At 64.2% G+C, this 26,144-nt stretch carries 25 protein-coding genes; 18 read left to right on the top strand and 7 right to left on the bottom strand.

The window, feature by feature from the left end; genetic code table 11:
- The first annotated feature begins 376 nt into the window (after positions 1-376).
- Together KSS95_RS16115 and KSS95_RS16110 are read left to right on the top strand one after the other, a co-directional pair.
- Positions 377-1,012: a lytic polysaccharide monooxygenase auxiliary activity family 9 protein gene (locus KSS95_RS16115; protein ID WP_217848067.1), complete on the top strand. Its 636-nt coding sequence runs from the start codon at positions 377-379 to the stop codon at positions 1,010-1,012.
- A 36-nt stretch (positions 1,013-1,048) separates the two neighbouring features.
- Positions 1,049-2,095, top strand: a complete 1,047-nt coding sequence (locus KSS95_RS16110) for a chitinase (protein WP_217848066.1) — start codon at positions 1,049-1,051, stop codon at positions 2,093-2,095.
- Positions 2,096-2,215: 120 nt separating this feature from the next.
- Here KSS95_RS16110 and KSS95_RS16105 read toward each other — a convergent pair whose 3' ends face one another.
- On the bottom strand, positions 2,216-3,100 hold the full coding sequence (locus tag KSS95_RS16105; RefSeq protein ID WP_217848065.1) for a LysR family transcriptional regulator: 885 nt from the start codon (positions 3,098-3,100) through the stop codon (positions 2,216-2,218).
- A 116-nt stretch (positions 3,101-3,216) separates the two neighbouring features.
- Here KSS95_RS16105 and KSS95_RS16100 point away from each other — a divergent pair, with 116 nt between their 5' ends.
- The 11 genes from KSS95_RS16100 (at position 3,217) to KSS95_RS16050 (ending at position 15,484) form a co-directional block, all read left to right on the top strand.
- Entirely contained in the window at positions 3,217-4,137 is a 921-nt protein-coding gene (locus KSS95_RS16100) for an amidohydrolase family protein (protein WP_225935515.1), read from the top strand.
- Positions 4,138-4,146: 9 nt separating this feature from the next.
- Positions 4,147-5,034 carry an isocitrate lyase/PEP mutase family protein gene (locus tag KSS95_RS16095; protein WP_217848064.1) on the top strand — a complete coding sequence of 296 codons (888 nt, stop codon included), beginning with the start codon at positions 4,147-4,149 and terminating at the stop codon, positions 5,032-5,034.
- Positions 5,035-5,274: 240 nt separating this feature from the next.
- Entirely contained in the window at positions 5,275-6,621 is a 1,347-nt protein-coding gene (locus tag KSS95_RS16090; protein WP_225935514.1) for a KamA family radical SAM protein, read from the top strand.
- Positions 6,618-7,754 (top strand): NAD(P)/FAD-dependent oxidoreductase, encoded by a 1,137-nt coding sequence (locus tag KSS95_RS16085; RefSeq protein ID WP_217848062.1) that lies wholly within the window; start codon positions 6,618-6,620, stop codon positions 7,752-7,754. Before KSS95_RS16090 ends, KSS95_RS16085 begins: the two co-directional genes overlap by 4 nt.
- Positions 7,755-7,806: 52 nt before the next feature.
- On the top strand, positions 7,807-9,165 hold the full coding sequence (locus KSS95_RS16080; RefSeq protein WP_217848061.1) for a lysine N(6)-hydroxylase/L-ornithine N(5)-oxygenase family protein: 1,359 nt from the start codon (positions 7,807-7,809) through the stop codon (positions 9,163-9,165).
- Positions 9,166-9,176: 11 nt separating this feature from the next.
- Positions 9,177-10,466: an ATP-grasp domain-containing protein gene (locus KSS95_RS16075; RefSeq protein ID WP_217848060.1), complete on the top strand. Its 1,290-nt coding sequence runs from the start codon at positions 9,177-9,179 to the stop codon at positions 10,464-10,466.
- Positions 10,459-12,006 (top strand): methionine--tRNA ligase, encoded by a 1,548-nt coding sequence (locus tag KSS95_RS16070; protein ID WP_217848059.1) that lies wholly within the window; start codon positions 10,459-10,461, stop codon positions 12,004-12,006. Before KSS95_RS16075 ends, KSS95_RS16070 begins: the two co-directional genes overlap by 8 nt.
- Positions 12,003-13,172 carry a CaiB/BaiF CoA transferase family protein gene (locus KSS95_RS16065; RefSeq protein WP_217848058.1) on the top strand — a complete coding sequence of 390 codons (1,170 nt, stop codon included), beginning with the start codon at positions 12,003-12,005 and terminating at the stop codon, positions 13,170-13,172. Before KSS95_RS16070 ends, KSS95_RS16065 begins: the two co-directional genes overlap by 4 nt.
- Before the next feature lie 26 nt (positions 13,173-13,198).
- A complete protein-coding gene (locus KSS95_RS16060) occupies positions 13,199-13,516 on the top strand; it encodes a cupin domain-containing protein (RefSeq protein ID WP_217848057.1) in 318 nt (105 codons plus the stop codon).
- Entirely contained in the window at positions 13,506-14,567 is a 1,062-nt protein-coding gene (locus KSS95_RS16055; RefSeq protein ID WP_217848056.1) for an NAD(P)/FAD-dependent oxidoreductase, read from the top strand. The genes KSS95_RS16060 and KSS95_RS16055 overlap by 11 nt, the downstream gene beginning before the upstream one ends.
- 5 nt (positions 14,568-14,572) lie before the next feature.
- On the top strand, positions 14,573-15,484 hold the full coding sequence (locus tag KSS95_RS16050) for an AEC family transporter (RefSeq protein ID WP_217848055.1): 912 nt from the start codon (positions 14,573-14,575) through the stop codon (positions 15,482-15,484).
- 4 nt (positions 15,485-15,488) lie between these two features.
- Here the strand turns inward: KSS95_RS16050 and KSS95_RS16045 are convergent, their stop codons facing one another.
- Both KSS95_RS16045 and KSS95_RS16040 read right to left on the bottom strand, forming a co-directional pair.
- A complete protein-coding gene (locus KSS95_RS16045) occupies positions 15,489-16,853 on the bottom strand; it encodes a J domain-containing protein (protein WP_217848054.1) in 1,365 nt (454 codons plus the stop codon).
- Positions 16,854-16,856: 3 nt separating this feature from the next.
- On the bottom strand, positions 16,857-18,548 hold the full coding sequence (locus tag KSS95_RS16040; protein WP_217854002.1) for an Hsp70 family protein: 1,692 nt from the start codon (positions 18,546-18,548) through the stop codon (positions 16,857-16,859).
- Between the two features lie 266 nt (positions 18,549-18,814).
- Between KSS95_RS16040 and KSS95_RS16035 the strand changes: the two genes are divergently transcribed.
- Both KSS95_RS16035 and KSS95_RS16030 read left to right on the top strand, forming a co-directional pair.
- Positions 18,815-19,429 carry a glutathione S-transferase gene (locus KSS95_RS16035; RefSeq protein ID WP_217848053.1) on the top strand — a complete coding sequence of 205 codons (615 nt, stop codon included), beginning with the start codon at positions 18,815-18,817 and terminating at the stop codon, positions 19,427-19,429.
- Between the two features lie 136 nt (positions 19,430-19,565).
- A complete protein-coding gene (locus tag KSS95_RS16030; RefSeq protein ID WP_217848052.1) occupies positions 19,566-20,261 on the top strand; it encodes a tellurite resistance TerB family protein in 696 nt (231 codons plus the stop codon).
- Between the two features lie 74 nt (positions 20,262-20,335).
- Here KSS95_RS16030 and KSS95_RS16025 read toward each other — a convergent pair whose 3' ends face one another.
- Entirely contained in the window at positions 20,336-20,872 is a 537-nt protein-coding gene (locus KSS95_RS16025) for a winged helix-turn-helix transcriptional regulator (RefSeq protein ID WP_217848051.1), read from the bottom strand.
- Between the two features lie 226 nt (positions 20,873-21,098).
- On the opposite strand from KSS95_RS16025, the gene KSS95_RS16020 reads away from it, so the two are divergent.
- The 3 genes from KSS95_RS16020 (at position 21,099) to KSS95_RS16010 (ending at position 24,057) form a co-directional block, all read left to right on the top strand.
- Positions 21,099-22,193: an NmrA family NAD(P)-binding protein gene (locus tag KSS95_RS16020; RefSeq protein ID WP_217848050.1), complete on the top strand. Its 1,095-nt coding sequence runs from the start codon at positions 21,099-21,101 to the stop codon at positions 22,191-22,193.
- Between the two features lie 268 nt (positions 22,194-22,461).
- On the top strand, positions 22,462-23,670 hold the full coding sequence (locus KSS95_RS16015) for an MFS transporter (protein WP_217848049.1): 1,209 nt from the start codon (positions 22,462-22,464) through the stop codon (positions 23,668-23,670).
- A 186-nt stretch (positions 23,671-23,856) separates the two neighbouring features.
- On the top strand, positions 23,857-24,057 hold the full coding sequence (locus tag KSS95_RS16010) for a cupin domain-containing protein (RefSeq protein ID WP_217848048.1): 201 nt from the start codon (positions 23,857-23,859) through the stop codon (positions 24,055-24,057).
- Between the two features lie 12 nt (positions 24,058-24,069).
- Here the strand turns inward: KSS95_RS16010 and KSS95_RS16005 are convergent, their stop codons facing one another.
- From KSS95_RS16005 to KSS95_RS15995, 3 genes are all read right to left on the bottom strand, one after another.
- On the bottom strand, positions 24,070-24,396 hold the full coding sequence (locus tag KSS95_RS16005; RefSeq protein WP_217848047.1) for a DUF2388 domain-containing protein: 327 nt from the start codon (positions 24,394-24,396) through the stop codon (positions 24,070-24,072).
- A 255-nt stretch (positions 24,397-24,651) separates the two neighbouring features.
- Positions 24,652-25,608: a fimbrial protein gene (locus KSS95_RS16000; protein WP_217848046.1), complete on the bottom strand. Its 957-nt coding sequence runs from the start codon at positions 25,606-25,608 to the stop codon at positions 24,652-24,654.
- A gap of 55 nt (positions 25,609-25,663) precedes the next feature.
- Positions 25,664-25,963: a hypothetical protein gene (locus tag KSS95_RS15995; protein ID WP_217854085.1), complete on the bottom strand. Its 300-nt coding sequence runs from the start codon at positions 25,961-25,963 to the stop codon at positions 25,664-25,666.
- Positions 25,964-26,144: the final 181 nt, after the last annotated feature.

Below are 26,144 nucleotides of genomic sequence, written 5' to 3'. Positions count from 1 at the left end.
GGGCGAGCAGACGTCGCAAGCTTACGGGCGCTTTGACAAGGCCAATTCAAGGGCTTTTCAAGATTTGATGAAGGCGCGGGGATTTTTTCAGCGGCTCGGGGTGATCGGTCTGGCGGCGTTGCCTGGTTCGCCAGCAAGGCTAGGCGTGGATCGGCCGCGACATCGGCAGGTATCCCCTTGGCACGTAGGATTTTCGCGCCAGGGCGAGTCAGTGAAAACTAGCGATACTGGATATGCATCCAGTATTTGCTGGAGATTTGCGCACCAGGGCGCTGGCGCACGAAAAAGCCCCCCGTGGACAGAAAAAGCAGCTCGGTTAGGGTGAAGGCCTCTCCTTTGGAAAGGGAGAGTTCTCAAACTCAATGGAGCAATACTCATGAACAAACCACAAACCCAAGGCCCACTGCGTCACGGTCGTGTCACCACCCCAGCCTCGCGCGGCATGGTCGCCATCGATCTCGGTGTACTGAGCGGCTGGCAGGTCGATGAAATGGAAGGTGGCAAGAACTTCCCGGCCCTGGCCGCCGGTCCGTTCCCGGCGCCGTTCCAAACCGACAACCCCAGCGTCGCGCCACCGGCCGATGGCTACATCCTCAGCGGCGGCAAGGCCGACGCCCGCGACTGCGTCAACTTCACCGACGAGGAAATGAGCAAGAAGCTCAACCGTGCCTTCACCTGGCCGTTGATCAATGTCGACGCCGGGCAAGTGTTCAAGGTGACCTGGAAGTACACCGCGCCCCACACCACCCGTGGCTATCGCTGGCTGATCACCAAGGATGGCTGGGACCCGAAACAGCGCATCAGCCGCGCACAGCTCGACGCGCAACCCTTCGCCGAGGACTTCTACCCGCAGGTGCCGTACTACAGCCATGCCGGCGAGTTGAAGGCCAAGGTCGACCACGAAGTGAAGCTGCCGGCCAACAAGAAAGGCCGTCACGTCATCGTGCTGATGTGGATCGTCGCCAACACCGGCAACGCCTTCTACCAGGCCTTCGACGTCGACTTCCAGTAAGCCGGCCGTCTTCCATGCGTTCTGAAGGATTAGAACATGGCAAACATTGACTTCAACCAACACGCCGCGGGGCAGGACGATGCCGCCTCGCGCATGCCGAGCCTGGATGGCAAGAAGATCCTCATGGGCTATTGGCACAACTGGCCGGCTGGCCCTGCCGATGGCTACCAACGCGGGCAGTTCGCCAACATGAGCCTGGAGGAGGTGCCGCGCGACTACAACGTGGTGGCGGTGGCGTTCATGAAAGGCAGCGGCATCCCGACCTTCAAGCCGTACAACCTGTCCGACGCCGAGTTCCGCCGCCAGGTGGGCGTGCTCAACAGCCAGGGCCGGGCAGTGCTGATGTCCCTGGGCGGCGCCGATGCGCATATTGCCTTGAACAAGGGCCATGAGCAGCCACTGGCCAATGAAATCATCCGCTTGGTGGAAACCTACGGTTTCGACGGGCTGGACATCGATCTTGAACAGAGCGCGATTGATTTCGCCAGTAACAAGACCGTGTTGCCTGCCGCGCTGAAGCTGGTCAAGGACCACTACAAGGCCCAGGGCAAGCACTTCATCATCAGCATGGCGCCGGAGTTTCCCTACCTGACCAGCGCCGGGCGCTACGTCGACTACCTCAAGGCGCTGGAGGGGTACTACGACTTCATCGCCCCGCAGTTCTACAACCAGGGTGGCGATGGGCTGTGGGTCGAGGAGGCCAACAATGGCCGCGGCGCCTGGATTGCCCAGAACAACGAGGCGCTGAAGGAGGACTTCCTCTTCTACCTCAGCGAAAGCCTGGCCACTGGCACCCGCGGCTTCACCCGCATTGCCCCCGACAAGCTGGTGATCGGCCTGCCGGCCAACGTCGACGCCGCAGCCACCGGCTATGTGAGCAACCCGACGGCGCTGACCAATGCGTTCAAGCGCCTGTATGCCAAGGGTGTGTCGATCAAGGGGCTGATGACCTGGTCGGTCAATTGGGACAGTGGGGTCAACAAGGACCATGTGCCTTACAACCAGGAGTTCAGCCGGCGCTATGGGCCGTTGATCAACGGCGCCAAGGCCGCCCATGAGGCGGTGTCGGCCAACGCCCGCTAGCCGTTGCCCGCAGCGGCGCCCGGCAGACGTGCCGGGTGTCCGCTGCGCACGTGGCCTGCCATGACAATCCGCTGCCGCGAGGCAGCGGATTGTTTCACGTTGGGCACGGCGGCGCTGCGCTCATGGCTCGAACAGCAGTTCGGCAAAGTGATCGGCCATGCTCGCCCGGGACTGTGCCGGCCAGATGGCGCTGAGCTCGAAGTGCGGCAGGTCGGCGCCGTCGCGGATCTGGCTGTAGCGGGTGCCTTCGAAATGCAGGGCTTGCACCGTGGCCGGCAACAGCGAGACACCACGCCCGGCGGCGACATAGGCCACCACCGTGAGGGTGCGGTTGGCTTCCTGGATGATCTCGATGGGGTGGCCTTGGCGGCGGAAGGTGCTGAGGATCGCGTTGCGGATCAGCGGCAACTGCTGTTCGGGGAACCACACCAGGCCAGTGGCCGCGAGCTGCGCCAGGCCGACCTTGCCATCCTCGCCCACCGGGTAGTCGCTGGGCAGTACCGCGATCAGGGGGTCCTGGTTGATGCGTTGTTCGCGCATGTTGCCCTGGATCGACACCGGCGTATGCAGCAGGCCGATGTCGATTTCGCCGCGTTGCAGGGCCAGGGCCTGTTCAGCATTGCTCATTTCGCGCAACACCATGTCGACGCCGGGGTGGCGTGCCTGCATCCGGTCGAGGGCACGGGGCAGGGTGCCGAACAGTGCCGTGGACACGAAGCCGATGATCAGGCGCCCGGCGCGCTTGGCCCCGATGGCGCGGGCGCGCTGCGTGGCGGCGTCGATGTTGGCCAGGCTGGCGCGCAGGTCATCGATGATGGCGCTGGCCGCGGGGGTCAGCAACGCGCCGCGGCGTGAGCGCTCGAACAGCTTGACCCCAAGCTCCTTTTCCATGCGGACCAGGGCCTGGCTCAGGGCTGGCTGGGCGATATCCAGTTGTTCGGCGGCGCGGGTGATGCTGCCGCTGTCGGCAATCGCCAGGAAATAACGCAGATGTCGGGTTTCCATACGCTCACGTTATGTTTTTTGATCGTTCGCATAATAGATATCAATCCCTGGTTTTCATAGGATGGCGCCATCGATTGGATCCAATGCCTTGAGCGTTGGGCAGCAAGGAGCGAGTGATGGACAGGGACGTCGAGGTCATGAGCAGATCGCCGTTCGAAGCGGCAGGCGCCGATGGCGATGGTTTCGCCGATCGCTGGCATGCCCGCACGGACGCGTCGGTGAGCGCCATCGATGGTCATGCCCATGTCTTCGTGCAGGGCCTGCCTATGTTGCGCGAGCGGCGTCATACGCCCGACTACAGCGCCACGGTGGATGACTATGCGCGGCAACTGGCGGCGCAGCGGATTTCCCATGGGGTGCTGGTGCAGCCCAGTTTTCTCGGTACCGACAATACCTTCCTGCTGGGCGTGCTGGCGCGTTACCCCAAGCGCTTTCGCGCGGTGGTGGTGGTTGAACCGGAAATCGCCGAGGCCCGGCTCGAGGCCTTGGCCAGGTGCGGTGTGGTCGGTGTGCGCCTGAACCTGCTGGGCACCGCGTTGCCAGACCTGGCGCAGCCGTCGTGGCAGCGCTTCATGGCACGGATCAAGGCGCTGGACTGGCATATCGAAGTGCAGCGTCAGGCTGTGGACTTGCCCTATCTGCTCAACCCCATGCTGCGCAGTGGCTGCAAGGTGGTGGTCGATCACTTCGGCCGTCCGGAGCCCCGGCAGGGCACTGCCGATCCGGGTTTCCAGTACCTGTTGGGCCAGGGCGACAGCGGCCAGGTGTGGGTCAAGCTGTCTGGGGCCTATCGCTGCGCAGCAGGGCATGCCGACCCTGCCGGGCAGGCGTTCGGCGAGCGCGCCAGCCGCCTGTTACTGCAGGCCTTCTCCAGTTCGCGGCTGCTCTGGGGCAGCGACTGGCCACATACCCAGCACCGCCAGTGGGTCGACTTCGCCGCCGCGAAAGCGTCCCTGGCGCAGTGGGTGCCGGACCCGCTGGCGCGCCTGAATGTGTTGCGCCATACCGCCCAGGACCTGTTCAAGTTCTCTCAATGAGGTGTTTCCATGACTGATTCAAGCATGCAGCGCAGAGCCGCGTTCCGCCGCCAGGTCGAAGCACGCCAGGGGCTGCTGGTAGCCGGCGTGTTCAATGCCCTGAGCGCTCGGATTGCCAGTGATGTCGGCTTCCAGGCCTTGTACCTGAGCGGTGCCGGCGTCACCAACATGTCGCTGGGCCTGCCCGACCTGGGGTTCGTTGGCCTGGACGAGATGGCGGCCCATGCGGCCCGGGTGCGCGACAGCGTCGCGCTGCCCTTGATCGTCGATGCCGATACCGGCTTCGGCAACGCCCTGAACGTGCGCCATGCGGTGCGGGTACTGGAGCGCAGCGGCGCGGACGCGATCCAGTTCGAAGACCAGGTACTGCCGAAGAAATGCGGGCATTTCAGCGGCAAGGAGGTCATCAGCTGCGCCGAGATGGTGGGCAAGCTCAAGGCCGCAGTGGATGCGCGCGAAGACCCGAACCTGATGATCATCGCCCGCACCGATGCCTGCGCCGTAGAGGGGATGGAGGCGGCCATCGAGCGTGCCCATCGCTATGTCGAGGCGGGGGCGGACATCCTGTTCATCGAGGCCACCGAGCGTCTGGAGGACATTCGCCGCCTACCTGGGCTGTTCCGCACGCCGAACCTGATCAACATCGTGATCGGTGGCAAGACCCCGACGCTTGACCGTGCCGAGCTCGCCGAGCTGGGCTACGGCATCGTGCTGTACGCCAATGCCGGCCTGCAGAGTGCCGCGTTGGGCATGCAGCGGGCCCTGGGTGCACTGCTCGAGCACGGGCGCCTGGATGAAGACCCGGCATTGGTGGTGCCCTTCGCCGAGCGCCAGCGGTTGGTGGACAAGTCACGTTTCGACCAGCTTGAGCGTGCCTATGCCGCCCAGGACCGCTAGCCCGATAGCGCGGTCGCCCGCTGGGCCTTGAGCCCCGACGCGGCCGCTGCCAGCTGTGAGGGTGGCGCTGCGTAAACCTCAATTCAACCCTGTGAAACGCCGGGCCCATACCGACCCGGCGCTGGTTTGCTTCGTCTGGAAACTGACTCAATACAACTTCAATAATCGAGGTCGGAACTGCTGATGGACAACCTGATAACCAAGGTTTCAGCCAATGAAACCTACAATGAGCCCCCCGTCGTGCGTCGAACGCAGCTGGCATCCCCGCCCATGCGCGTGTTCAGCCATCAGCGGCTCGGGCAGATTGCGCAACTGGTCAGGCATGCACCGCAGCTGATGGAGTCCATCAGCCTGGTGGCGCGGGTGCTGCCGTTCAAGGTCAATGACTATGTGATCAAGCACCTGATCGATTGGCACGATGTTCCCAACGATCCGATCTTCCGCTTGACCTTCCCCCAGGCACAGATGCTCGATGCCGAGGACCTCGACCGGCTCGCTCACTGCGTGCGCAGCGGGGCCGGCGAGCAAGCGTTGGAGACCTTGGTGCAGCGTGTGCGCGAAGGCATGAACCCGCATCCGGCACAGCAGCATCTGAATGCCCCGTTGCTCGATGGTGAGCGCTTGCTCGGGGTGCAGCACAAGTATCCGCAGACGGTGTTGTTTTTCCCCAGCCACGGCCAGACCTGCCACAGCTATTGCACGTTCTGTTTTCGCTGGCCGCAGTTCATTGGCGACAAGTCGCTGAAGTTCGCCTCCAACGATGGCGCGCAATTGCACCGCTACCTGGCGCGCCATCCAGAGGTCAGCGATGTGCTTTTCACCGGCGGCGACCCGCTGGTGATGACTGCGGCTCATCTCAAGCGCTACCTGGAGCCTTTCCTGGACCCGGCCCTGCGCCATGTCACCACGATACGGATCGGTACCAAGGCCTTGACGTACTGGCCCTACCGCTTTGTCAGTGATGTCGACACACCGCAACTCATGGCGTTGCTGCGGCGCCTGGTGGACAGTGGCAAGCACATCGCGCTCATGGCCCACCTCAATCATTGGCGCGAGTTGTCCACGCCGATTGCCCAGGAAGCGGTGGCCGCGCTCCAGCAGCTGGGTATCGTCATCCGCGCCCAAGGGCCGGTCCTCAGGCACATCAACGACAGTGCCGCGACCTGGAAGCGCAACTGGCAGGAACAGGTGCGCCTGGGCATCGTGCCCTACTACATGTTCGTCGAGCGCGATACCGGCCCACGTGATTATTTCCAGATCCCGTTGGCGCGCGCGCTGTCGATCTACAACGGGGCCATCGAGGCGGTGTCGGGGCTGGCCAAGACCGCTCGCGGCCCCTCCATGAGCGCGGGGCCTGGCAAGGTTGAGGTCAGCGGTACCTTGGAGGTGCATGGGCAGCGCCATTTCCTGTTGAAGTTCATCCAGGCCCGTGATCCGCGCTGGCTGGGCCGTCCGTTTTTGGCCCGATACTCCGAGACGGCCTGCTGGCTGGACCAGTTGCAGCCACCCGAGGGGCAGGCCGAGTTCTTCTTCGAGGCCGGCTACCGGCGCTTCATGGAACAGGCCGCGCTGGGAGGTGAGGCATGATGGCCCGACAAGCGACCTGTGACGCAGTGGTCATTGGCGCTGGCTACTGCGGCCTGAGCGCTGCCATCGAGTTGGCCCGGCAGGGGGCAAGCGTGCGTGTGCTGGACGCTGGGCAATGGGGCGGCAACGCCAGCGCCTGCAACTTCGGTTCGGTCGCGGTCATGCCCCCGGCACTGCCTGCGACTGCCCACGGCGAGCATGACCCGGCCAAGCGCCTGCAGGCGGCGTTGGCGCCGGTGCGCGCCCTCAGGGAGCAGATCCAGGCATTCGGCTATGACTGCGCCTGGACGCAGCCAGGGCATATCACCCTGGCGCTGGACGATGCCGCGGCGGCGGCGCTCAGGCAACGCGGGCTCGAGGCCCAGGCACTGCTGGGCACTGGCGTGCGCTGGCTGGATGCTCGCCAGGTCGGCGAACAGACCCGTGCGCAAGGCGTGGTGGGCGGGCTGCTCAATGAGCATTTCGCCCTGATCGAGCCGGCGCGGCTGTTGCTTGCCTTGCGCAACCATGCCGAGGCCCTCGGTGTACGCGTCCAGTATGCAAGCCCGGTGCTGGCACTTGAGCCGGGGGCCGACACGGTCGATCTGGTGCTGGCGCCAGGGCGGATCAGCACGGCACGGGCGCTGATTGCCAGCGAGCAGGCCTGGTCGTTGTCCGCGGCAGCGGCCCGCGAGCCCCTGGTGCTGTACCAGACCCACCTGTTCGAAAGTGCGCCGCTGACAGCCACTGCACTGCGACTGATCACCCAGCAGCCGCGGGTCTATGGCACGGCCAGCGCCGACAAGGACTACTTCCGCGTTCACCAGGGGCGCTTGCTGTTTGGCAGTCGTCTGGGCCTGCTGCCCCTGGATGCCGAGCCGCAGGTCGTGGTGTCCGGGCTGCGCAGCCGCCTGGCGAGCTACTTCCCGACGTTGGCTGACGTCGAGGTGCGCCAGGCGTGGTCTGGCAACCTCGGTTTCACGCCCGACGGCCTGCCGCGCACAGGGCGCAAGGGGCCGGTGTCGTGGGGCGGTGGTTATTGCGGCAGTGGCATTGCCACGGCGGTGAGTTGTGGCCGGCAGTTGGCCAGGCTGGCGCTTGCCGACACCACACCCATGCCGAGCGCCGGAGAGGGCCAAGCGCCGCGATGCTGATGAAGCCGCCTGGGCACGCCACCCTTTCCTGAAGCTTGCAGGAGTGATTCCAATGAATACGTGTGAAATTCCGTCGATGGCCGGGAAGGCCGCGTCACGTCATGTCCAACGTTTTGATGTCATCGGCCTGGGCATCGGTCCGGCCAACCTGAGCCTGGCGGCCTTGCTGGAGCCGTGCAAGCAGTTCAGCAGCATGTTCTTCGAGCGTCGGGCGGATTTTCGCTGGCACGAGGGCATGATGCACGTGAACTCCTCGCTCACTACCAGCTTTCTCAAGGACCTGGTCACCTTGGCCGATCCGTGCAGCCCCTATTCGTTCATCGCCTTTCTAAAAAAGACCGAGCGGCTCTATGCCTTCCTCAACGCGCGGTTTCCCACGGTGCGGCGCAAGGAGTTCGAGCAGTACATGACGTGGGTTTGCCAGTCGCTGTCGAACCTGACGTTTGGTACCGAAGTACTGCGGGTCACTCGGGACGGCGGGGAATGGCTGGTCACCCATGCCAAGGGGGTTGCGCGTACCGCCAACCTGGTCGTCGGCACCGGGCACCGGCCGAGCATCCCCAGCTGCGCTCAGGCCTGCCTGGGGCCAACGGTGATGCACTCGTCGCGTTTCGTCACCGACGCGCCGCCGCTAGCAGGCAAACGCGTGGTGGTGGTGGGCGGTGGGCAGAGTGGCGCCGAACTGGTGCAGATGATGCTCAACCTGCCAGCGCCCGTGGCGCCGGCTTCGCTGGCGTGGGTCAGCCGGCGCGGCAACTTCCTGCCGATGGACGATTCACCCTTCGTCAATGAATGGTTCGTGCCCGGCTACAGCGATCACTTTTTCGCTTTGTCCGCGCAGCAGCGCCAGGTGGCCCTGGCTCAGCAGCACATGGCCAGTGATGGCGTGGTCCAGCCGCTGCTCGAGAGCATCTACCGGCGTCTTTACGAGGTGACCTACATCGAGGGGCGCAAGCAGTTCTGTCGCTTGTTGCCGGGGACGACGCTGCAAGCGTTGCGCCACGCGGACGATGGCCTGGCGCTGCGTCTGGACAGCGTCAGCGGCAGCCGCCATCTGCAGGCCGACCTGGTGCTGCTGGCCACCGGTTCCGAGTTTCAGATGCCGGCGGCGTTACAACCGCTGCGCTTCGAGATGGCGACGCGCGATGGCCTGCCCGAGCTCGACCATGACTATGCGGTGAAGTGGGCGCGGGCCGATCACCCGCGGCTGTTCTTCCAGAACGCCGCGCGCCACATCCGTGGCATTGCCGACCCCAACCTCAGTCTTGCGGCATGGCGCAGCGGCAAGATTGCCAACCGCTTGCTGGGTCAAGCGCTGTATGACGTCACCACGCCTCCGGGGCTGGTGGAGTGGGGCCTGGGGCTGGCCGAGCCTGACGGCCTGTTGCACGACCAACAACTGACTGAATGAAGGAGCGAATCATGTCCGAAGCACCTTACATCCTCTACCTCGACACCCGTGCCCTGGCCGGTGAGCGGATCGCCGAAATCGCCGCGGGCCATGAACTGGGCTTCAACGTACTGGTCGCCACCCCCACGCCCGAGCCGTTCCGCTCCATGGGCTGCGCCGGTGTCATCGTCACCCGCCTGGGTGATTACGACGCGGCCCAGGAGGCCATTCTCGGCTATCTGGATGAACACCGCATCACGCTGTCTGGGGTGGTCGCCTGGAAGGACCTGGAAGTCGAGTTGGCCAGCCGCCTGAGCCAACGCCTGGGGTTGGCGGGCAGCAGCGCCGAGGCTGCCGCCAATGTGCGCGACAAGGCGCGCACCCGGCGCTGCCTCGATGCGGTGGCCAATGCCAACCCGCGCTATGCCGTGGTCAGCGACGAGCAGGCTTTCCTCGAAGGGCTGGACCACGTGGGCCTGCCTGCGCTGCTCAAGCCGGCGGGCAACTCCGGCAGCCGCGGCATCTTCATGCTGCAACCGGGCTGTGATGCACTGTCGGTCTATCGTGCCTTCCGTGCCTACAACACCCCGGACAAGGGCGAAATGTACGCCCTGTATGGCCAACACGCGCTGCTCGAGGAGCAATTGGTCGGTTCGGAGCATTCGATCTCCGGCCTGGTGGCCGACGGCCGTGTGGTGATCAACGCGATCATCGACAAGCAGTTCGACCGGGCCATCCCGATCCAGTACGAGAATGTCACGCCTTCGCGCCTTGACCCGGCGCTGCAAGCGCAGATCTGCGACCTGGTGCGCCGCGCGGTCGCGGCCACGGGCATTGACTGGTGCGGTTTCCACGTCGACCTGATGGTCACCGCGCAGGGGCCGAAGATCCTCGAGATCGGCGGCCGCCTGGGCGGGGAGTTCATCAACTCGCACCTGATCCCCAATAGCGTGCTGGGCTTCTCGCCGTACCAGGCCGTGTTGCAGCTAGCCTGCGGCGTGGTGCCGGACAATTGTGTCGATCGGCTCGGCAGCGCCGTGTGTCGCGCCGGGCAACGGGTGATCATGCCGCCGGGCATCGGTCGGGTCACCCGCGTCGAGGGTTTCGAGCGCCTGTTCAAGCGCAGCGAGACCCGTTTCCTCCAGGTGGTCGCCGGGGTCGGCGCGCAGATGGCACTGCCTGCCGAGCGCTTCAAGGCCTACGAGATTGCCTACGTGATCGCCCAGTGCGCGATGCAGGATGACATCTCCAGCGTGTTGGCGCAGCTGGCGGGCGACGTCACCGTGGAGGTCGCCGACGATCAAGGAGCGCGCCATGACTGATGCCGCGTTCAAACAGTACCTGCTGGTGCCGGCCATGCCCGCGCCCAATGGGCGCTTGCACCTGGGCCATGTCGCTGGGCCTTACCTGAACCTGGACATCCTGGCGCGGCACCTGCGTCGGCAGGGCCACAAAGCCAGTATCGTCTGCGCCAGCGACCCGTTCGATTCCTACATTCCATTGCGTGCCCAGCAGGCCGAGGTGGATCCCGCCGTGCTGGCCCAGGAAAGTTGCGCCGGTATCATCGAGGACCTGGCCTACATGAACGTGCAGGTCGACCTGTTCGTCGATCCGCTGGCCGCGGAACATCGCGATGCTTACCTGGCCGCCCATCAGGCGTTGGTCGAACGGCTCGACGACCAGCACGCCATCCGCTGTGTCGAGGAGCAGATGCCGTGGTCCGAATCGCGTCAGCAGTTCGTCAGCGGCAGCTACCTGACCGGCCATTGCCCGGCGTGCGACGCTGCCATCTCGGGTTTTTTCTGCGAGGACTGCGGCGCGCACTTCGAGCCGGATGAAGTCCGCGAGCCTTGTGCGCGCTGGGGCGAACAGGTACCCGGGCGGGCGCTGGCCAATCTGTTCTTCGACATTCGCCAGCCCCAGGCGCTGATCGAGCAGTTGCAAGGGACCCAGACGCCGGACACCTTCATCGATATCGCCAGGCGCCACCTGCACCGGCCATCGCCCCAGGTGCGGGTGACCAACCACGCCGGCTGGGGTTTGCCCTGCGAGGTGCGTGGCCAACCCCGCACATTGTTCGGCCATGGCTTGTTGTTCGGCGCGGTGCGTTTCGTCGGTGACTGCTTCGCCCAGGCCACGGGCCTGGCGCATAACCCGTTCGATCGTGACTCGCCGGTGATCACCGTGAATGGCTTCGGGATCGACAACAGCGTGTCGCACCTGGTCAGCATCCAGGCCATGGCCATGGCCGATGGTACGTCCAAGCCGTTCGACCATTTCCTCATCAACCATTTCTATACTTTGGAGGGTCGCAAGTTCTCGACTAGCCAAGGGTGGGCGATCTGGGTCGCGGACATTGCCCGGGAGGGGCGCATCCCGTCCGATGCGCTGCGCTACTTCCTGGCCAGCACCAGCCCGACGCACGGACGTACGGATTTCCGCCGCGCCGACTTCGAGCGCTTCCTGGTCGAGGACTACGCCAGCCTGCTGGCGCGTGCCGACGCGGCGCTGGCGGCCGTGGCCGCGCCTGGGCAACCGAGCCAGGCATGGCAGGCAGCGGTCGAGGCGGCCGCTGATGAGCAAGCTCAGGTGCTGTCTTTCGCTTATTTCGACCCACGGGCATTGAGCCAGAGCATTGCCCGCTGGGCGGCGCGCTACGACACCTTGGTCAGCGACCAGGACCGTTACTGGTGGGCCAAGGGCCTGGCGCTGCTGGCATATCCGTTGCTGCCGAGCCTAGCCACGGCACTGTGGCAAGCCCTTGGCCACTCTGGCGAGGTCACTGGCAGCGCATTCGGGCAATGCACGGTACCGCTGGCCGCCGTGCGCAATCACACCCCCAGCCTGGAGGCCACGCCATGAAACCCGCACTCGATGGGCTGCTGATCGTCGACCTGACCCGAGTGCTCGCGGGGCCGTTCTGCACCATGCTGCTGGCTGACCATGGCGCCCGGGTGATCAAGGTCGAACAACCTGGCACGGGCGACGATGCCCGAGCCTATGGACCATGGTTCGGCACCAAGTCGGCGTATTTCTCCTCGCTCAACCGAGGCAAGGAGAGTATCGCCCTGGACCTGAAAAAGGCCGAGGACCGCGCCATCTTCGAGCAGCTACTCGAACAGGCCGACGTGCTTACTGAAAATTTTCGCCCCGGCACCATGGAGCGGCTCGGCTATGGCTGGGAGACCCTGCATGCCCGTTACCCGCGGCTGATCTACGGCGCCGCCTCAGGTTTCGGCCATACCGGTTCGTCCTCCCAGCGGCGCGCCTACGACATGATTGTCCAGGGTATGGGCGGGATCATGAGCGTCACCGGCGAGCCGGGGCGCACCCCGGTGCGGGTGGGGGTGTCGATCGGTGATATCAGCGCCGGTTTGTTCCTCACCTGCGGGCTGTTGATGGCGCTGTTCAAGCGCCAGCAGGGAGGGCTCGGCGCGAAGGTCGATATTGCCATGTTCGACTGTCAGCTGGCGCTGATGGAGTACTTCATCGGGCGCTATTTCGCCACCGGCGAGGTAACCGGCCCGGTGGGCAGCTACCGGCCGGCCATCGCGCCGCCTTTCGGGGTCTACCAGGCCCAGGATGGCGGGCTGATCATCGCCGCCGGCAACGACAAACTGTTTGCCCTGCTGTGCCAGGCCATCGACCGTCCCGAGATGGCCGAAGACCCCCTGTTTGCCACAGGGGAGGCGCGCAAGGATAACGAGGGGTTGCTGGCGCAGCGGCTCAATGACGCCCTGAGCGCGCATTCTGTCAGGCACTGGACTGAACATTTGGTGGCGGCCGGCTTGCCCGCCGGGCCCATCAACCGTGTCGACCAGGCGGTGGCGCACCCGCAGGTGGCCGAGCGCAACATGTTGGTCGATGTGGATGACCCGCAGGTGGGCCACTACCGGCTGGTCGGCTCGCCGATCAAGATCTCCGATGCCCCGGACCCTCGGCAACGGCGTGCGGCGCCTGCGCTCGACCAGGACCGCGAGGCCATTCTCAAGACATTGTCGTCAACCAGCAGCGAGGTTCGAGCATGAAGGCAGGCAATCCGAAGGTCCGGCCAATGGCCGCCGAAAGCCATGTGCCAGGGGTGGTGCTGCGCCAGGCCGATTTCGCCAGCCTTGGCGAAGGTGCCACACCGTTTCGCGGTGGCTTGTTCACGGTCGCTCCACAGTGTACGTCGCGCCCCGATATTCATGCCGTGCGTGAGTGCTGGATGATCGCCTGCGGTGGTGGGGTGCTGCATTATCAGGGCAGCACGCTGCGGGTGGCGCAGGGCGATGTGCTGGTGTTCGAGTCCCATCACCAGCATCAGATCCACAATGATCGCCATGAGCCCCTGGTGATCAGCACGGTCTGGTGGGATGCCCATGGCCACTGACTTGTTGGTGCTGGGGGCCGGCATCGTCGGCGCGAGCGTGGTGGCCGAGGCGCGCCGATGCCTGCCGGGGCTTTCCATCGTGCTGGTGGACGATGGTCGGCCAGGCGCTGCCAGCGCGCTGTCGGCCGGGCTGGTCACGCCGTTCTGCGGCGAGGGCCTGCGCCGCCGCCGGTCGCTGCAGGCCTTCGCCCATTATCAGGCCCTGGGCCGCGGATGGGCGGGGGTACACCGCTTGCCCTTCAGCTTTGTCCATGACCCGGCGCAAGCGCCTCGGCCTTTGATGTTCGAGGCCCGACCGCTGTCGGGCCCCTTGGCCGAAGTGCTGGGGCGCTACCGCGGCGTTCACCCACCTGCCACGCTGCTGCAGGCCGGGTACGCCCTGGCGGTTGATGTCCCGGCACTGGTGCGGGCCTGCCTGGCGCAGGGTGGGAGCGGGCGCTTCGAGAGGGTCCAGGCTCAGGTCGAGCGGGTGACCCGAGCGGGCGATGACTGGTGCCTGCACACTGCCGATGGCCTGCTGCGCGCACGTTGCCTGGTCGTTGCCGCGGGGGCTCGCAGCAATGCCCTGGCCGGCGTGGCCCGGGCCGGTTCGATCAAGAAGATTGTCGCCTTCGACCTGCAGGGCCCGCAGCTACCGGACGCTGGGGAAGGGGTGCTGTACATGCCGGGGCGCAAGGCGTTCGTGATGCGCGATTGGCAACGCGCGGGTTGGTTGCTCAGCATCACCTCCGAGGATTGGCGCACCGATGCCGAGGGTGACCTGGCCGTCCAGCGTCAGGAAGCTCGGCAGGCTCGGCGCATTCTCGCCGAAGAACTGCCTGGCCTGGCCATTCACTCTCTGCGCCCGCGGACAGCGTTCGACAGCTATTGCGCCGACTACGAGCCGCGGGTGCTGTGCCTGCCACAAGGGCCCGGTGCCTGCGCGGTGCTCGGCGCCTCCGGTTCGGGTGTGCGCTTTGCCCCGGCCCTGGCCTGCGAGGCCTTGGCCGCGGTGGGCTTGGTCGCTGTCGCCGGCGCACCCGCCACGTCCACCAACAGCAAGGAAGGTTGAGCGTCATGCATGCGGGAACAGCCTTGGCGGCCATCGCTCCGTCATTCATCTTGATACTGGCCGGCGTGCTCCTGCGCCGCGATGCCTGGATAGACCCTGGTTTCTGGAAAGGCGCCGAGAAACTCACCCACTGGGTGTTCTTCCCGGCCTACCTGGTGCATGCCATCGGTAGCGCTGGCCCCATGGGCGGCGCGGCGCGCTCGACGGTGCTGGTACTGGGCGGGATAACCCTGCTGATCAGCGCCGGGGTAGTGCTGGGTTGCCGCTACCGGCGCACCGTGCATGCGACCTTCACCTCGGTCATGCAAGGCTCGGTACGTTTCAACAGTTTCATTTTCCTGAGTGTGGCTTATCAGTTGCTCAGCCCTGAGGATTATGGCGTCGCGGCCGTGGTGGTGGCCTACATGGTGGCCATTTCCAACACGGTGGTCCTGCTGGCGTTCGGCAATCGGCAGGGTTCGCCTTGGGCGGTGTTGCCAAAGGTCTGCCTCAATCCGCTGATCCTGGCCAGCGGGCTGGGGCTGGCGCTCAACCTGAGCGGGGTGACGCTGCCTGCGTCGCTTGGCCAGCCCCTGCAAGCGCTGGGGGCACCGGCTCTGCCGCTGAGCCTGATCTGCGTCGGCGCGGCCTTGCGGTTCCCACGTGGTGAGTTTGCAAGGCTGTGCAAGACGGGGTTGCTGACGACCGGTATCCGCTTGTGCGTATTTCCGCTACTGGCCTACGGCCTGATCAGTGCCTGGCCGGTGCCACCGTTGGCGGCGACCCTGGTGCTGCTGTACTCGGTGCTGCCCTGCGCCAGCAACTCCTACGTGCTGGCAACGCAACAGGGCGGCGATCACCAGTTGATGGCGTTCGTGGTGGCGGTGTCGACCGCGCTGTCTTTCGTGCCGATCTTTTTCCTGGCAGGGGCACTGTGAGCTTCTAGAGGCCTGGCTTGGCCCGCATGAAGACCCAGATCCCCGTCGCGATCACCGCCAGGCAGATCAGCACGTCTTCGCGGCGCAGCAGGTGCCAGGGCAAACGCCCGAGCGGGCGCATGACGGCGCCTCGTAGCCGGTCCCACAGCGCCACCCTGCCGCCGCTGAGGGCCAGGTGGGTGAAGTACAGCGTGCCCGCGAACATCAGCAGCGGGCTGCTCCACTGCAGCCAGGGCACGTCCTTGCACCATACGAATGCCAGGGCGGCCGGCGCGGCGCTGGGCAGTACGTGGCGCAGCACCAGCAGCCCGGCACTTTGCCGATACCAGGCCCGTGGCAGTAGCCAGCGGCTCAGCGGCACATCGAGCGGTGCCAAGAGCACCGCCAGGAACGTCCAGATCCGGTAAGCCTTCATGCCCACGAACACCACGGCGGCGACGAACAGCGGCGACAGGAGCAGGGCGCTGCTCCCCAGCCTGTTGGGGTGGGTAACCAGCGTTGCCACCAACAGCAGCGACAGGCTGAACCACAGGAACGCGTATACCCCGAAATAGCTGGCCGCCGGCAGCCACTGCCGCCAGTTGTCGAGCGGCTGCAGGCCCAGGCGCGCCGGCAGTTCGGGGTGCTGGTACTCGAGGGTTTGGGCGAGCTCGGTAAAACGTTGCCAATCGTAGTCGTGGAACAGGTCGGCCAGGCTGCGGCGGCGGCGGTCGCTCATGGGTTTGAGCAGCAGGGCGGTTTCCCTGTACAGCTCGGGGTCGGCGTCGAACCGGTCCAGGTTCTGCCGCACGGCGACTTCCAGGGTGTGCTGTTGGCATCGCTGGATCAGGCCGCTCCAGCGCCAGTATGCGCAGGGCAGCGCGCCCTGGGTTTCGTCCCAGCCCATGGCCTGGCACACCCGTTCGAAGAAGGCCGGGGTCCACTGGGGCGCCGACTCGAGCCACGCCAGCAGGTCCTGCTCGAACTGCTCACGGCGCTCGAGCGCAACCAGCCACTCGCTGGCCAGCCACAGGTGCAGCGCGTCGATGACCTGACGCTCCTGGCCGTCGGCCAGCCACTGCTGCATCTGCGCCAGGGACGGTTGCGGCGGGCTTGCCGCGAGGGTGGGGGCGATCTGTTCCAGGGGCTGCGGTGCCGGCGTGGATTGCGCGCTGGGGGCGCTTGCCGGCGCAGGCGCAGCAAGCACCTGCTGATCATCCTGGGCCCGCCAGGCCGCTTCGGCCAAGGCGCTCTCGTAGGCTTCGCGCAGGCGTTGGAACGCCTGCGGGTCATCGTCCGGGCGGTGCTGCTTGAGCAGTCGCGCATAGGCACGCTTGATGCTGCGGGCATCGGCATCTTCGCTGAGTTCCAGCAGTTGCCAGTGGCTCATGGCTCAGAACTCCCGCTCAAGGTCGGCCAGGTGCTCGGTGACCTCGCTGCGGGCCTTGCGGACCTGCTGCTCATCCTGGGTATCGAGCATGCGTTGGAAATAGTTGGCCAGCCCGGCGACATGCTCGCGGTCCGCCCCCAGGCGCTCCTGGTACAGGCGGTCGAGCCGGGCCAACAGCAGCGTGTTGACCTGCTGGTCGCGCGGATGCACCTTCAGGGCTTGCAGCGCGGCCAGGCGTTGGGCGATTTGCTCGGGGGGCAGGACCCCGGGGTTGTTCTCGATCACCAGCCGGCGGGTTTCGCCGTTGATCGGCAGGTGCACCTGGGCTTCCAGCAAGCCGTTGTTGTCGTAGGTGAAGCGCACATCCAGGTCCACTTCACCGGCCTTGCGCGGCGGCACCGCAATCTCCAGCTCGCCGAGGAAGATATTGTGGCTCACCAGCCGGCTTTCACCTTGGTAGATCCCCAGCTTGACCACGGTCTGGTTGTCGCTGAGGGTCGACACGCTGCGTGAGCGACTCACCGGCACCACGGTATTGCGTTCGATGATCGGCAAGTAATGGCCCGCCTGGTAACCGTTACCGTGCTGGACCGACGTCTCGATGCCCAAGGTGTAGGGGCAGACATCGGTCAGCACCACCTCTTCAAGCGAGGCATGGCGGGCCTGCAACGCGGCCTGGATGGCCGCGCCCTGGGCCACGACTTCGTCGGGGTTGAGCTGCATCGACGGGATCCGGCCGAACAGCGAGGCCACCAGCTTGCGCACCAGCGGCATGCGCGTGGTGCCGCCGACCAGGAGGATTTCGTCCAGGTCGGCGACCTTGATACGGGCATCGCGCATGGCGCGCTCGATGGGCGCGCGCAGGCGCTCGAGCAAGGGGCGAACAATGTCTGCCAGCTCGCCCTGGGTCAACTCCAGGCACCACTCACGGTCTTGTTCGCGCAGGGTGAAACTGGCAACCGGCGCCTGCCCGAGGGCATGCCGAACGCGCTGGGCTTCGCGCCGCAAGCGCTGGGCGGTGGCGGGGAGGGTGGTGTCGGGCAGGTCGGCGCGGCCGATCTTGCTGATGAAGTGCTCCACCAGCAGGTCGTCGAAGTCTTCCCCGCCGAGAAAGTTGTCGCCCGCGCTGGCGCGGATTTCCATGACGCCTTCGAACAGTTCCAGGATGGACACGTCAAAGGTGCCGCCCCCCAGGTCGAACACCAGAAAGTTCGCTTCGCTGCGCTGCTGCAGGCCGTAGGCCAGGGCGGCGGCGGTGGGTTCGTTGATCAGCTTGTCGACCTTCAGGCCGGCCAGCTCGCCGGCGATCCGCGTCGCTTTGCGCTGGGCATCGCTGAAGTACGCCGGCACGCTGATGACCGCGTGCTCGACAGGCTGGCCCAACGCGCGCTCGGCGTCGGCCTTGAGGCTGCGCAGCAGCAGCGCCGACAGCTCTTCGGCGCGGTAGGCGCGCCCACCGAGCTGGGTTTCGCGGGCGCTGCCCATGTAGCGCTTGAACAGCGAGGCGCTCAGTTGCGGATGGGTGTGGAGCCGCTCGCGGGCGATTTCGCCAACCACCAGTTGGCCTTCGTCGTCGAGGCCGACCACGCTTGGCGTGAGCAGCCCGCCCAGGGCATTGGGCACGATTCGCGCCTGTTCGCCATCCCAGTAGGCGACAAGGCTGTTGGTGGTACCCAGGTCGATGCCGATGATCACAATCACGCTTCCTTAAATGACGCAGCCGGGCGCCAAGGCATCCAGGCTGCAAGTATCGTCACCACGCTTGTGCCAGCGTCACGGCTCGGGTTATCGGCAGGGCCGCTGGCGGCGTTAACCCTTTTGTGGCTGTGGACGCTCGAGGTGGTGCGAGTCCTTGGCGGCAGCATTTAGCCATAACTGCACGGGTGACGGCAGCTAGAAATTTTTGCAACCTGAACCATGCTCACAGGGTTTGCTTGCCGTCTAATCAAGGAGCGTGATGGATGAAACTCATTGGCATGCTGGATTCACCCTATGTACGCCGTGTGGCGATTTCCCTGGATTTGCTGGGGATCAGCTTCGAGCATGAGCCGTTGTCGGTGTTCAGCACGTTCGAGGCGTTTTCCCGGGTCAACCCGGTGGTCAAGGCGCCGACCCTGGTACTGGATGATGGCTCGGTACTGATGGACTCGACGCTGATCATCGATTATTTCGAGCGCCTCGCCAGCCCCGCCAAGTCGTTGATGCCGCCGGCGCAGCAGGCCCAGGCGCTGGCCACGGCCCTGGGTAGCCTGGGGCTGGCGCTGGCGGCATGCGAGAAGGCCGTGCAGATCGTCTATGAGCACAAGCTGCGACCGGCGCAAAAGCTTCATGCACCTTGGGTCGAGCGCATCTGCGGGCAGTTGCTGGCGGCCTGTACCGCGCTCGACAGGCACTGGGCGGCGCGGCCGGCGCAAGGCGAGCGGCCAGACCAGGCGGCGCTCACCACCGCGGTGGCCTGGTCGTTCGTGCAACTGATGGTGCCCGAGTGGGTCAAGGCTGAGGATTTCCCAGCCCTTGCGGCCCACACGGCGCAACTGGAGGCAAGCGAGGTGTTCAAGCGCTATCCGCTCGCGTGATCGCGGGGGCGAGTCGCGCCTTGCGGTTTGCCATGGCCAACCCCAGGCCAGCCGCCGGCCAGACGGTCCTGGCGGATCGCCTCGAGGGGACTATCGTTGCTGGACTGGGTAGCGACTACCGACCGAGGGCGGCGCCATGAACACGAGTGATCTACTGGAACAGTTGCTGCGGGCCGGGCAGGGCTCGCAGGCGCGACAAGGAAGCAGCAACCTGTCGGCGCCAGACAGCCTTGGCGGTTTGCTGGGCGGATTGCTGGGGGGCGGCAGGGCAACGGCAACTGGTGGCCTGGGTGATTTGCTGGGTGGCCTTTTAGGTGGCCGCGGCGCTAGCCAGGGACGCGCCACGGGCAGCGTCAATTACGCCGCGCTGGCGTCGCTGGGCATGATGGCGTTCCAGGCTTATCAAAGCTGGCAGCGCAGCCAGGCGACTGCCCCGCAACAGGCCGTGCGTACCGTGGATCAATTGTCCGGCCCCGAGGCCGACAATCACAGCCATGCCATCCTGCGCGCGCTGATTGCCGCCGCCAAGGCGGACGGACGCATCGATCCGCAAGAAGAGCAACTGATCCGCGCTGAAATCAAAGGTCACGCCAGCGATCCGCAACTGCAGCAATGGCTGGATGAGGAGCTCAGCAAACCCCTCGACGCCGCCGAAGTGGCGCAATCGGCCCAGGATCCGGCCATGGCCGCGGAAATGTACTTGGCCAGCGTGATGCTGGTGGATGACCAGCAGGCCACAGAGCGTGCCTACCTTGACCAATTGGCCAGCGCCCTGCAAATCGACCCGACCTTGCAGGTGCATCTGGAGCAGCAGGCCAAGGGCACCGCCTGAACCGGGGCGTTGCCTGCGCTGCTCGTCAATCTGTCGGCGGCACTGGGTGGCGTGAGCCGCTGCTGGTTGCCCACTCAGTTATCACGCCGATCTGCGTCCTCCGCCTGGTTCTGCCCCTGGCGCTGCTTGGCTTGCGTTAGCCGCCAGTGCATCAGGTCGTCCGCGCCTGGGCCTGCCTCGATGGCGATGTCCAGCGGCGCCAAGGGTTCTCCCGTTTGCTGATCGAAAAAGCCCCAGTTCACGCTGGCGCCTGTTTTGCGGCTGACAAACTTCAGGGGCGCCGCCGCCGCACCGGACACCTCCAGGCGATCGCCGATCTGGGCCAGTACCAGCATCAGTGGGGCGAGTTGCCGACCTTGCGCGGTCAGCAGGTACTCGAACCGCTCCGGATTCAGTTGGTAACGCCGCCGTTCGACCAGGCCATTGCCTTCCAGGTGCTTGAGCCGGTCACTGAGGGTGGCGTTGGTCACCCCGGAGGATCGGCGAAAGTCATCGTATCGGCTGATCCCCAGGACAAGGTCGCGAAGGATCAGCAAACCCCAGCGATCACCGATCGCCGCCATGACGCCAGCGATCGGGCACACCATTCCGTCAAAACCTTTTGAGCGCATGAATCATTTCCCAGGGGGCACCGAGGTGGTTGTCAGGTGGGTCTGATTATAAGAGTCGTCCGCCAGGTGGTGAAGAACAGATTGCGCAATTGCACAAGTGACTCCTATTATAAGAGTCACTGCTTGCCAGTAGCGATCGGGGCCTGGATGGCGCAGGGCCGGATCACCTCGCAAGTTGTCGCTTGCACAGCAATCGCTACGTTCACTCAACACCGAGGAACCCACGATGTCCGCTTACTCCACTTCCAGGATTTTTGTCATAGGTGGCACCGGGGCCCAGGGCCTGCCGGTCATCAGCGGCCTGGTCGCCGACAGAAAATATGCCGTGCGCGCCCTTAGCCGCGACCCAGGCTCGCGGCGGGCGAAGGCCCTGCTCGAGCTGGGCAATGTGTCCATCGTCAAGGGCACCTTCGCCGACGAAGCGGTGCTGCGCGAGGGCTTTCGCGGCTGCGATGGCGCGTACGTGAACCTGGATGGTTTCAACACCGGGGAGAAGACCGAGGTCTACTGGGCGATGCGTTGCTATGAGATCGCCATTGAAGAAGGGATCAAGTTTTTCGTGTATGGGAATCTCGACTACGCGTTGAAGAAGGCGGGCTACGATTCGAAATTCCGTACCGGCCACTATGACGGCAAGGGTCGCATCGGTGAGTGGATCCTGTTTCAGAACGGGTTCAACCAGGCGCGCATGGGCGCTGCGCTGTTCACCACGGGGCCTTACATGGAGATGGCCGTCTCGCCGATGACGCCGATGACGCCCGCGGTCGAGGAGGGTGTCGTCACCTGGCGAGTGCCACTGGGCAGCGGTGCCGTTCCCCATGTGGCGCTCGAGGACTGCGGGCACTATGTCCGCTGGTTGTTCGACAACCCCGAGCGCGCCAACGGCATGAACCTGGAGGTCGCCATCGAACACGTCGAGTACCAGAAGCTGGCCGAGGCGTTCGAGCGGGTGACCGGCCACCCAGCGCGCTACATCGACACCGACCTGGACACCTACTGGCACGGCCCGCTACAGATGGTGGCTGGCTTGCCGACCGGGTATAACGCCGACCCGAACGACAAGAGCACGATGAGCTTCGGTGATAATTTCACCGGGTTCTGGAATGTCTGGAAACACAACATCATCCAGCGCGATTATGCCCTGCTGGATGAGATCCACCCGAACCGCATCAGCAGCGTCGAGGCGTGGTTGGCACGGGCAGATCAACGGGGGCGGGAGCTGGGGCAGGGCGGCTTGTGGGCGCGGGTCCAGCCAGAGAACTGCTTCAAGTCGCCACCGCTGCTGAAAATGCTCGAAGACGGTCGCTCGGGCGCCTTGTAGGCGCTTGAGTCATGGCCTTTGTCACCTGGTGTGGTGTTTTGCAAGTACGTCCCATCATGCGCGCGTGATTTCTGTGCTCAAGCAAGGCGTCGCGACGAATCGCAGCCCCGCTACGGCGAGGAACGACAACGCGGCATGAGCGCAAAAAGCACCGTGGACCAGAGCCGTTATTTGTCAAACACCAGACGAGGGCCGGCCGTACGCAAGTGCGGCAACGCTTGAGTGGCAAGCGCCACTTGCCGAACTACCGTTGCTTGAAGGTGCGCCTGTGGAAAATCCCGCCATTGAATTCAGCGCTCGGCAGCGGTGGCGTGTGCTGGCCAGGATCAACCTCTTGTCGGCGCTCTCGCAGGTTGTGCAGATAGGCACCATCACACCGCTGCTGTCCTTGTCGATGCAGCGCATGGGGCATGCGCCGGAGGTGATCGGGCTGGTAGTGAGCGCTTCATGGCTGGCCATTGTTTTGCTTTATCGCATGGTTCCGCGATTGCTGATGCTGCTAGGGCTGCCCGGGGCGGTGATGATCAGTGCTGCCTTGACCGTGGTCGCTGTGCTCGGCATGTCCGTCAGCCACAGCCCGATGCTGCTGTTCGCGTTGAACTTCATGCTGGGCGTCGGGCTTATTTTGCGCTGGATCGCCAGCGATACCTGGATAGTGCTGGTTGCGCAGAAAAACCAGAGAGGCCGAGCCATAGGGATTCATGAAACCCTGATGGGCCTGGGTATTGCGCTGGGTCCGCTGCTGCTGTCGTTGTTCGGCGTCGACAATGCACTTGCCTACTATGCCGGCGCGGGGCTCGCCGGTGCCTCGGGTATCGTCGGCTGGAGCTTGAGGGCGGCGGCAGTGAGGCCTGGTGCTCGGCGGAGCAAGTCGCCATGGCGTGTTGTTCGTCGAATTCCCCTGGCGCTGTGCGCAGCTTTCATTGCCGGGTATGGCGAAACGTCCGCAGTGACTTTTCTCGCCAGCTATGCCTTGACGGCGGGTTACCTGCTCGGCCTTGCCACGCTACTGCTGTCGGCATTCGGTGCGGGTGGCACGGTGCTGCAACTCCCCATTGGCTGGGTGGCCGACCGCAGTGCTTACAAGACCGCGCAGTTGTTTTGCGCGGTGCTGCTGGTCGCAGGCGCGCTGCTGATTGCGCTGTGGGCACACACGCCCTGGCTTGCCGCGCTGATGGTGTTTGTCTGGGGTGGCGCCATCGGCGGCATGAATACGCTGGCGGTGATCGAGGCCGGTGATCGGGTCGAGGAACACCAGTTATCGACGGCCATGACCGCCATTGCCTTGTGCTACACCTTGGGCAGTATCGCCGGCCCGATTGCCACCGGTGCAGCGATTGGCGCGATAGGTGATCAAGGCCTGGTGGTTTCAGTCGGTGTGGCGGGGGTGCTGTTTGTCGTGCTGTTGATGGTGTTTGGAGGTTCGCCGAAGGTGCTGCATCGCGCCTCAGCCAAATCCCCCCCTAACGGCCAGTGAGGTCTATGACTATGCGTAATGCGTCTTATGCCTACCTTGGTCACCCCTCTAGACTGCCCAGGCATGACATCTGCAAGCGGGGGAAACATGGCAACGAATTTAGTCCAGGCAGCTGCTTTGCTCCCCAGCACGTGGCGCTCGCGCTTGTTGGGTCGCGCAGGGGGCGCCAACCTCAAAGTCATTCGCATGGATGTGCAGGGTACGCCCTATGAGGTCCATAGCGAGTTCGACGAGGCCTTGGTGCTGATCGACGGGCAGATGCACCTGGAAGTAGAAGGTGAGGTGATCGCCATGGGCGCGGGGGATCTTCATATCGTTCCTGCCGGGAAGCAACACCGAGTGCTCGAAGGCAGCCATGGGACACTCTTGCTCGTGGACGCGCCATGAGGCGGGCAGGCCTCAGCGCGATGTTGCGATTGCCAGGGCCAATTGCTCATCCGACATAGGTGCCAAGCCGGGGGTGGAGCGGTAGTCACGAACCGCTTGCTCAAATTGAGCGCCGCGGATCTTGCCGCTTGAGCCGATGAATGCGAGCGCATCGGACTTTGCCGATTTCAGGCTCGAAGGACCATAGACCGTCAGTGCCGTGGTGCCGCCAACAATGAGGGAGGGGATCAGTGTCGTGCTGAGCACCGCTCTTTCGATGGGGTCATCGGTTTCGTGTGCCACGGCTGCAGCGCTGGTCGATGCCAGCAAGATCATGCCCAGTGTTTGCATGGCGTTCATGCCAAATTGCTTCCTTGCGTTGGCTTGAGGGGGACGGTCGCGGACGATACCCACTCAACTAGCTGATCTGCGCCATGGCGCCGTGTCGGGTGGAGATACTAGTGCGATAGGGCAGCCCGTTCAGGGCCTTGGCGATTATTTGGCATGTGGCTGCTTCAATTCAAGGTTGCCGGGGGCTGCTTTGCAGCCCTTTCGCAGCACAAGGCGCGCAGGCTTGGTGCATGACAACAGCTGCTGATCAGCCCTGCTGCGGTATCACAGATAGCTCATGATGAAAGTGACCTCGGTGTTGGCCGTGCCGCCCGTCACGCCCTTGTCTTGCGTGCCTGCGCCAGCGTTGGGCAGCGTGCGTATATACCGGGCATTGAGCGGGATCGAGAAATTGCCACCGCCCGCGGTCAGCTCGTTGAAACTGTAGTTCTTGTCGAGCTGGATGGGGTTCTGATTGCTGTCGAGCAGTTGCAGGGCAATGCCTTTTGCGGTTGAAGCGCTATTGAGCGCAACGATGCCCTGGGCGGCGTTTACAGCAGGTGCGGTCGGGTTGGCGGACAGGGTGTACGAGACTTTCTTGACCGTGGTGGTGCAGTTGTTCATTAGCAGGTTGAATGCTTTGGGCAGTGTGAAGTCGCCATAGCGCGGGAAGTCTCGAGTGGAGTAGTCGCCCAACTCAACTTTCACGTCGGGTGTTTCGCAAGTGGGTGCAGGCGGCTTCATGTTGGCCAAGCGTAAACATGGACCGAACTTGCCAATGCCCCCACCGATACTAGGCCCCGTTCTTGACGAGGTCAGCCCGGCACACGCATCGCTCACATCCACAGAGGCGGGGATAACAATAGAGGTTCTGAGGGGCACGTAAAACCCTTCTTTTTGTAGGTCCGTCAACATGCTTCCCAGTGTTGATCCCGAGCGGGTCGGTATTCGCCACGATCGCGTACCGCTGGTGGGAAAGGCGCCGGTCCCCACCCCGGTTGAGTAACGCCAGGTGCCAGTGTGGATATTGCAAGTTGTAACGCCCGGCTCTTGCTCGCAAACGCCTCTGCTGGAGTCGAAGGTTGACCAATCACTGATGATGAAGTTGTAGCGTATCATGTCGCCTTCTATCGTCGCACCCGCGGCAGTCACGGTAAACGCCTGCGCATGAGTGGCGAGGCCGGCGAATAAGTAGAGCAGGGTAATGGTAAGACGGTTGAAGCGTGCTGATTTATTTTTCATGAGTCACCGATAGTTAACCAGTTGTCGAGAGAAAGAGAACAGTCAGCCGTTACTGTCATGTATTGGCGCGCCTCTCAACGAATCTCCAGTCGAACTCTGGGTGGTCATTTTTCAGGGTATCGAATGCCTTGTTTAGATCTTCAGGTGCAAACTCTGTGGTGTTGGTATTAATTTGTAAGTGCGTTCTTGTACATGCAGAAATTGTAATAAAAGTGCTTGTTATAATTGCCGCAAGCAAGTAAAATGCTTGCTTGCTTGCTTGCTTGCTTGCTTGCTTGCTTGCTTGCTTGCTTGCTTGCTTGCTTGCTTGCTTGCTTGCTGAAGCGTAACTTTGTCTGAGTTTTGCATGGCGCATGCTCGATATATAAAGCTTCAAAGTTACGTGCAGATCTACCGCTGGTTAATCAGACGATTCTGATAGCCTGTCATGCGCTACTGCTGGCGCGCGATGTTCCGAGCGTTGGCATTCCCTGAGGCTGTCTACTTTGGTTGGTTGGCGGTCCTTGACGGCAATTGTTAGAATCCGGCAGTTCATG

The organism is Pseudomonas muyukensis (assembly GCF_019139535.1).
In the GTDB taxonomy this organism is placed as follows: domain Bacteria; phylum Pseudomonadota; class Gammaproteobacteria; order Pseudomonadales; family Pseudomonadaceae; genus Aquipseudomonas; species Aquipseudomonas muyukensis.
Note: the sequence above shows the minus strand (reverse complement) of the source record. Positions and strands in the feature narration are given on the sequence as shown.

What these genes read in the sequence shown, in the direction of transcription:
- KSS95_RS16115 (WP_217848067.1), top strand. Translation starts at nt 377, where the DNA reads ATGAACAAACCACAAACCCAAGGCCCACTGCGTCACGGTCGTGTCACC.
- KSS95_RS16110 (WP_217848066.1), top strand. Translation starts at nt 1,049, where the DNA reads ATGGCAAACATTGACTTCAACCAACACGCCGCGGGGCAGGACGATGCC.
- KSS95_RS16105 (WP_217848065.1), bottom strand. Translation starts at nt 3,100, where the DNA reads ATGGAAACCCGACATCTGCGTTATTTCCTGGCGATTGCCGACAGCGGC.
- KSS95_RS16100 (WP_225935515.1), top strand. Translation starts at nt 3,217, where the DNA reads ATGGACAGGGACGTCGAGGTCATGAGCAGATCGCCGTTCGAAGCGGCA.
- KSS95_RS16095 (WP_217848064.1), top strand. Translation starts at nt 4,147, where the DNA reads ATGACTGATTCAAGCATGCAGCGCAGAGCCGCGTTCCGCCGCCAGGTC.
- KSS95_RS16085 (WP_217848062.1), top strand. Translation starts at nt 6,618, where the DNA reads ATGATGGCCCGACAAGCGACCTGTGACGCAGTGGTCATTGGCGCTGGC.
- KSS95_RS16080 (WP_217848061.1), top strand. Translation starts at nt 7,807, where the DNA reads ATGAATACGTGTGAAATTCCGTCGATGGCCGGGAAGGCCGCGTCACGT.
- KSS95_RS16075 (WP_217848060.1), top strand. Translation starts at nt 9,177, where the DNA reads ATGTCCGAAGCACCTTACATCCTCTACCTCGACACCCGTGCCCTGGCC.
- KSS95_RS16070 (WP_217848059.1), top strand. Translation starts at nt 10,459, where the DNA reads ATGACTGATGCCGCGTTCAAACAGTACCTGCTGGTGCCGGCCATGCCC.
- KSS95_RS16065 (WP_217848058.1), top strand. Translation starts at nt 12,003, where the DNA reads ATGAAACCCGCACTCGATGGGCTGCTGATCGTCGACCTGACCCGAGTG.
- KSS95_RS16060 (WP_217848057.1), top strand. Translation starts at nt 13,199, where the DNA reads ATGGCCGCCGAAAGCCATGTGCCAGGGGTGGTGCTGCGCCAGGCCGAT.
- KSS95_RS16055 (WP_217848056.1), top strand. Translation starts at nt 13,506, where the DNA reads ATGGCCACTGACTTGTTGGTGCTGGGGGCCGGCATCGTCGGCGCGAGC.
- KSS95_RS16050 (WP_217848055.1), top strand. Translation starts at nt 14,573, where the DNA reads ATGCATGCGGGAACAGCCTTGGCGGCCATCGCTCCGTCATTCATCTTG.
- KSS95_RS16045 (WP_217848054.1), bottom strand. Translation starts at nt 16,853, where the DNA reads ATGAGCCACTGGCAACTGCTGGAACTCAGCGAAGATGCCGATGCCCGC.
- KSS95_RS16035 (WP_217848053.1), top strand. Translation starts at nt 18,815, where the DNA reads ATGAAACTCATTGGCATGCTGGATTCACCCTATGTACGCCGTGTGGCG.
- KSS95_RS16030 (WP_217848052.1), top strand. Translation starts at nt 19,566, where the DNA reads ATGAACACGAGTGATCTACTGGAACAGTTGCTGCGGGCCGGGCAGGGC.
- KSS95_RS16025 (WP_217848051.1), bottom strand. Translation starts at nt 20,872, where the DNA reads ATGCGCTCAAAAGGTTTTGACGGAATGGTGTGCCCGATCGCTGGCGTC.
- KSS95_RS16020 (WP_217848050.1), top strand. Translation starts at nt 21,099, where the DNA reads ATGTCCGCTTACTCCACTTCCAGGATTTTTGTCATAGGTGGCACCGGG.
- KSS95_RS16010 (WP_217848048.1), top strand. Translation starts at nt 23,857, where the DNA reads ATGGATGTGCAGGGTACGCCCTATGAGGTCCATAGCGAGTTCGACGAG.
- KSS95_RS16005 (WP_217848047.1), bottom strand. Translation starts at nt 24,396, where the DNA reads ATGAACGCCATGCAAACACTGGGCATGATCTTGCTGGCATCGACCAGC.
- KSS95_RS16000 (WP_217848046.1), bottom strand. Translation starts at nt 25,608, where the DNA reads ATGAAAAATAAATCAGCACGCTTCAACCGTCTTACCATTACCCTGCTC.
- KSS95_RS15995 (WP_217854085.1), bottom strand. Translation starts at nt 25,963, where the DNA reads ATGCGCCATGCAAAACTCAGACAAAGTTACGCTTCAGCAAGCAAGCAA.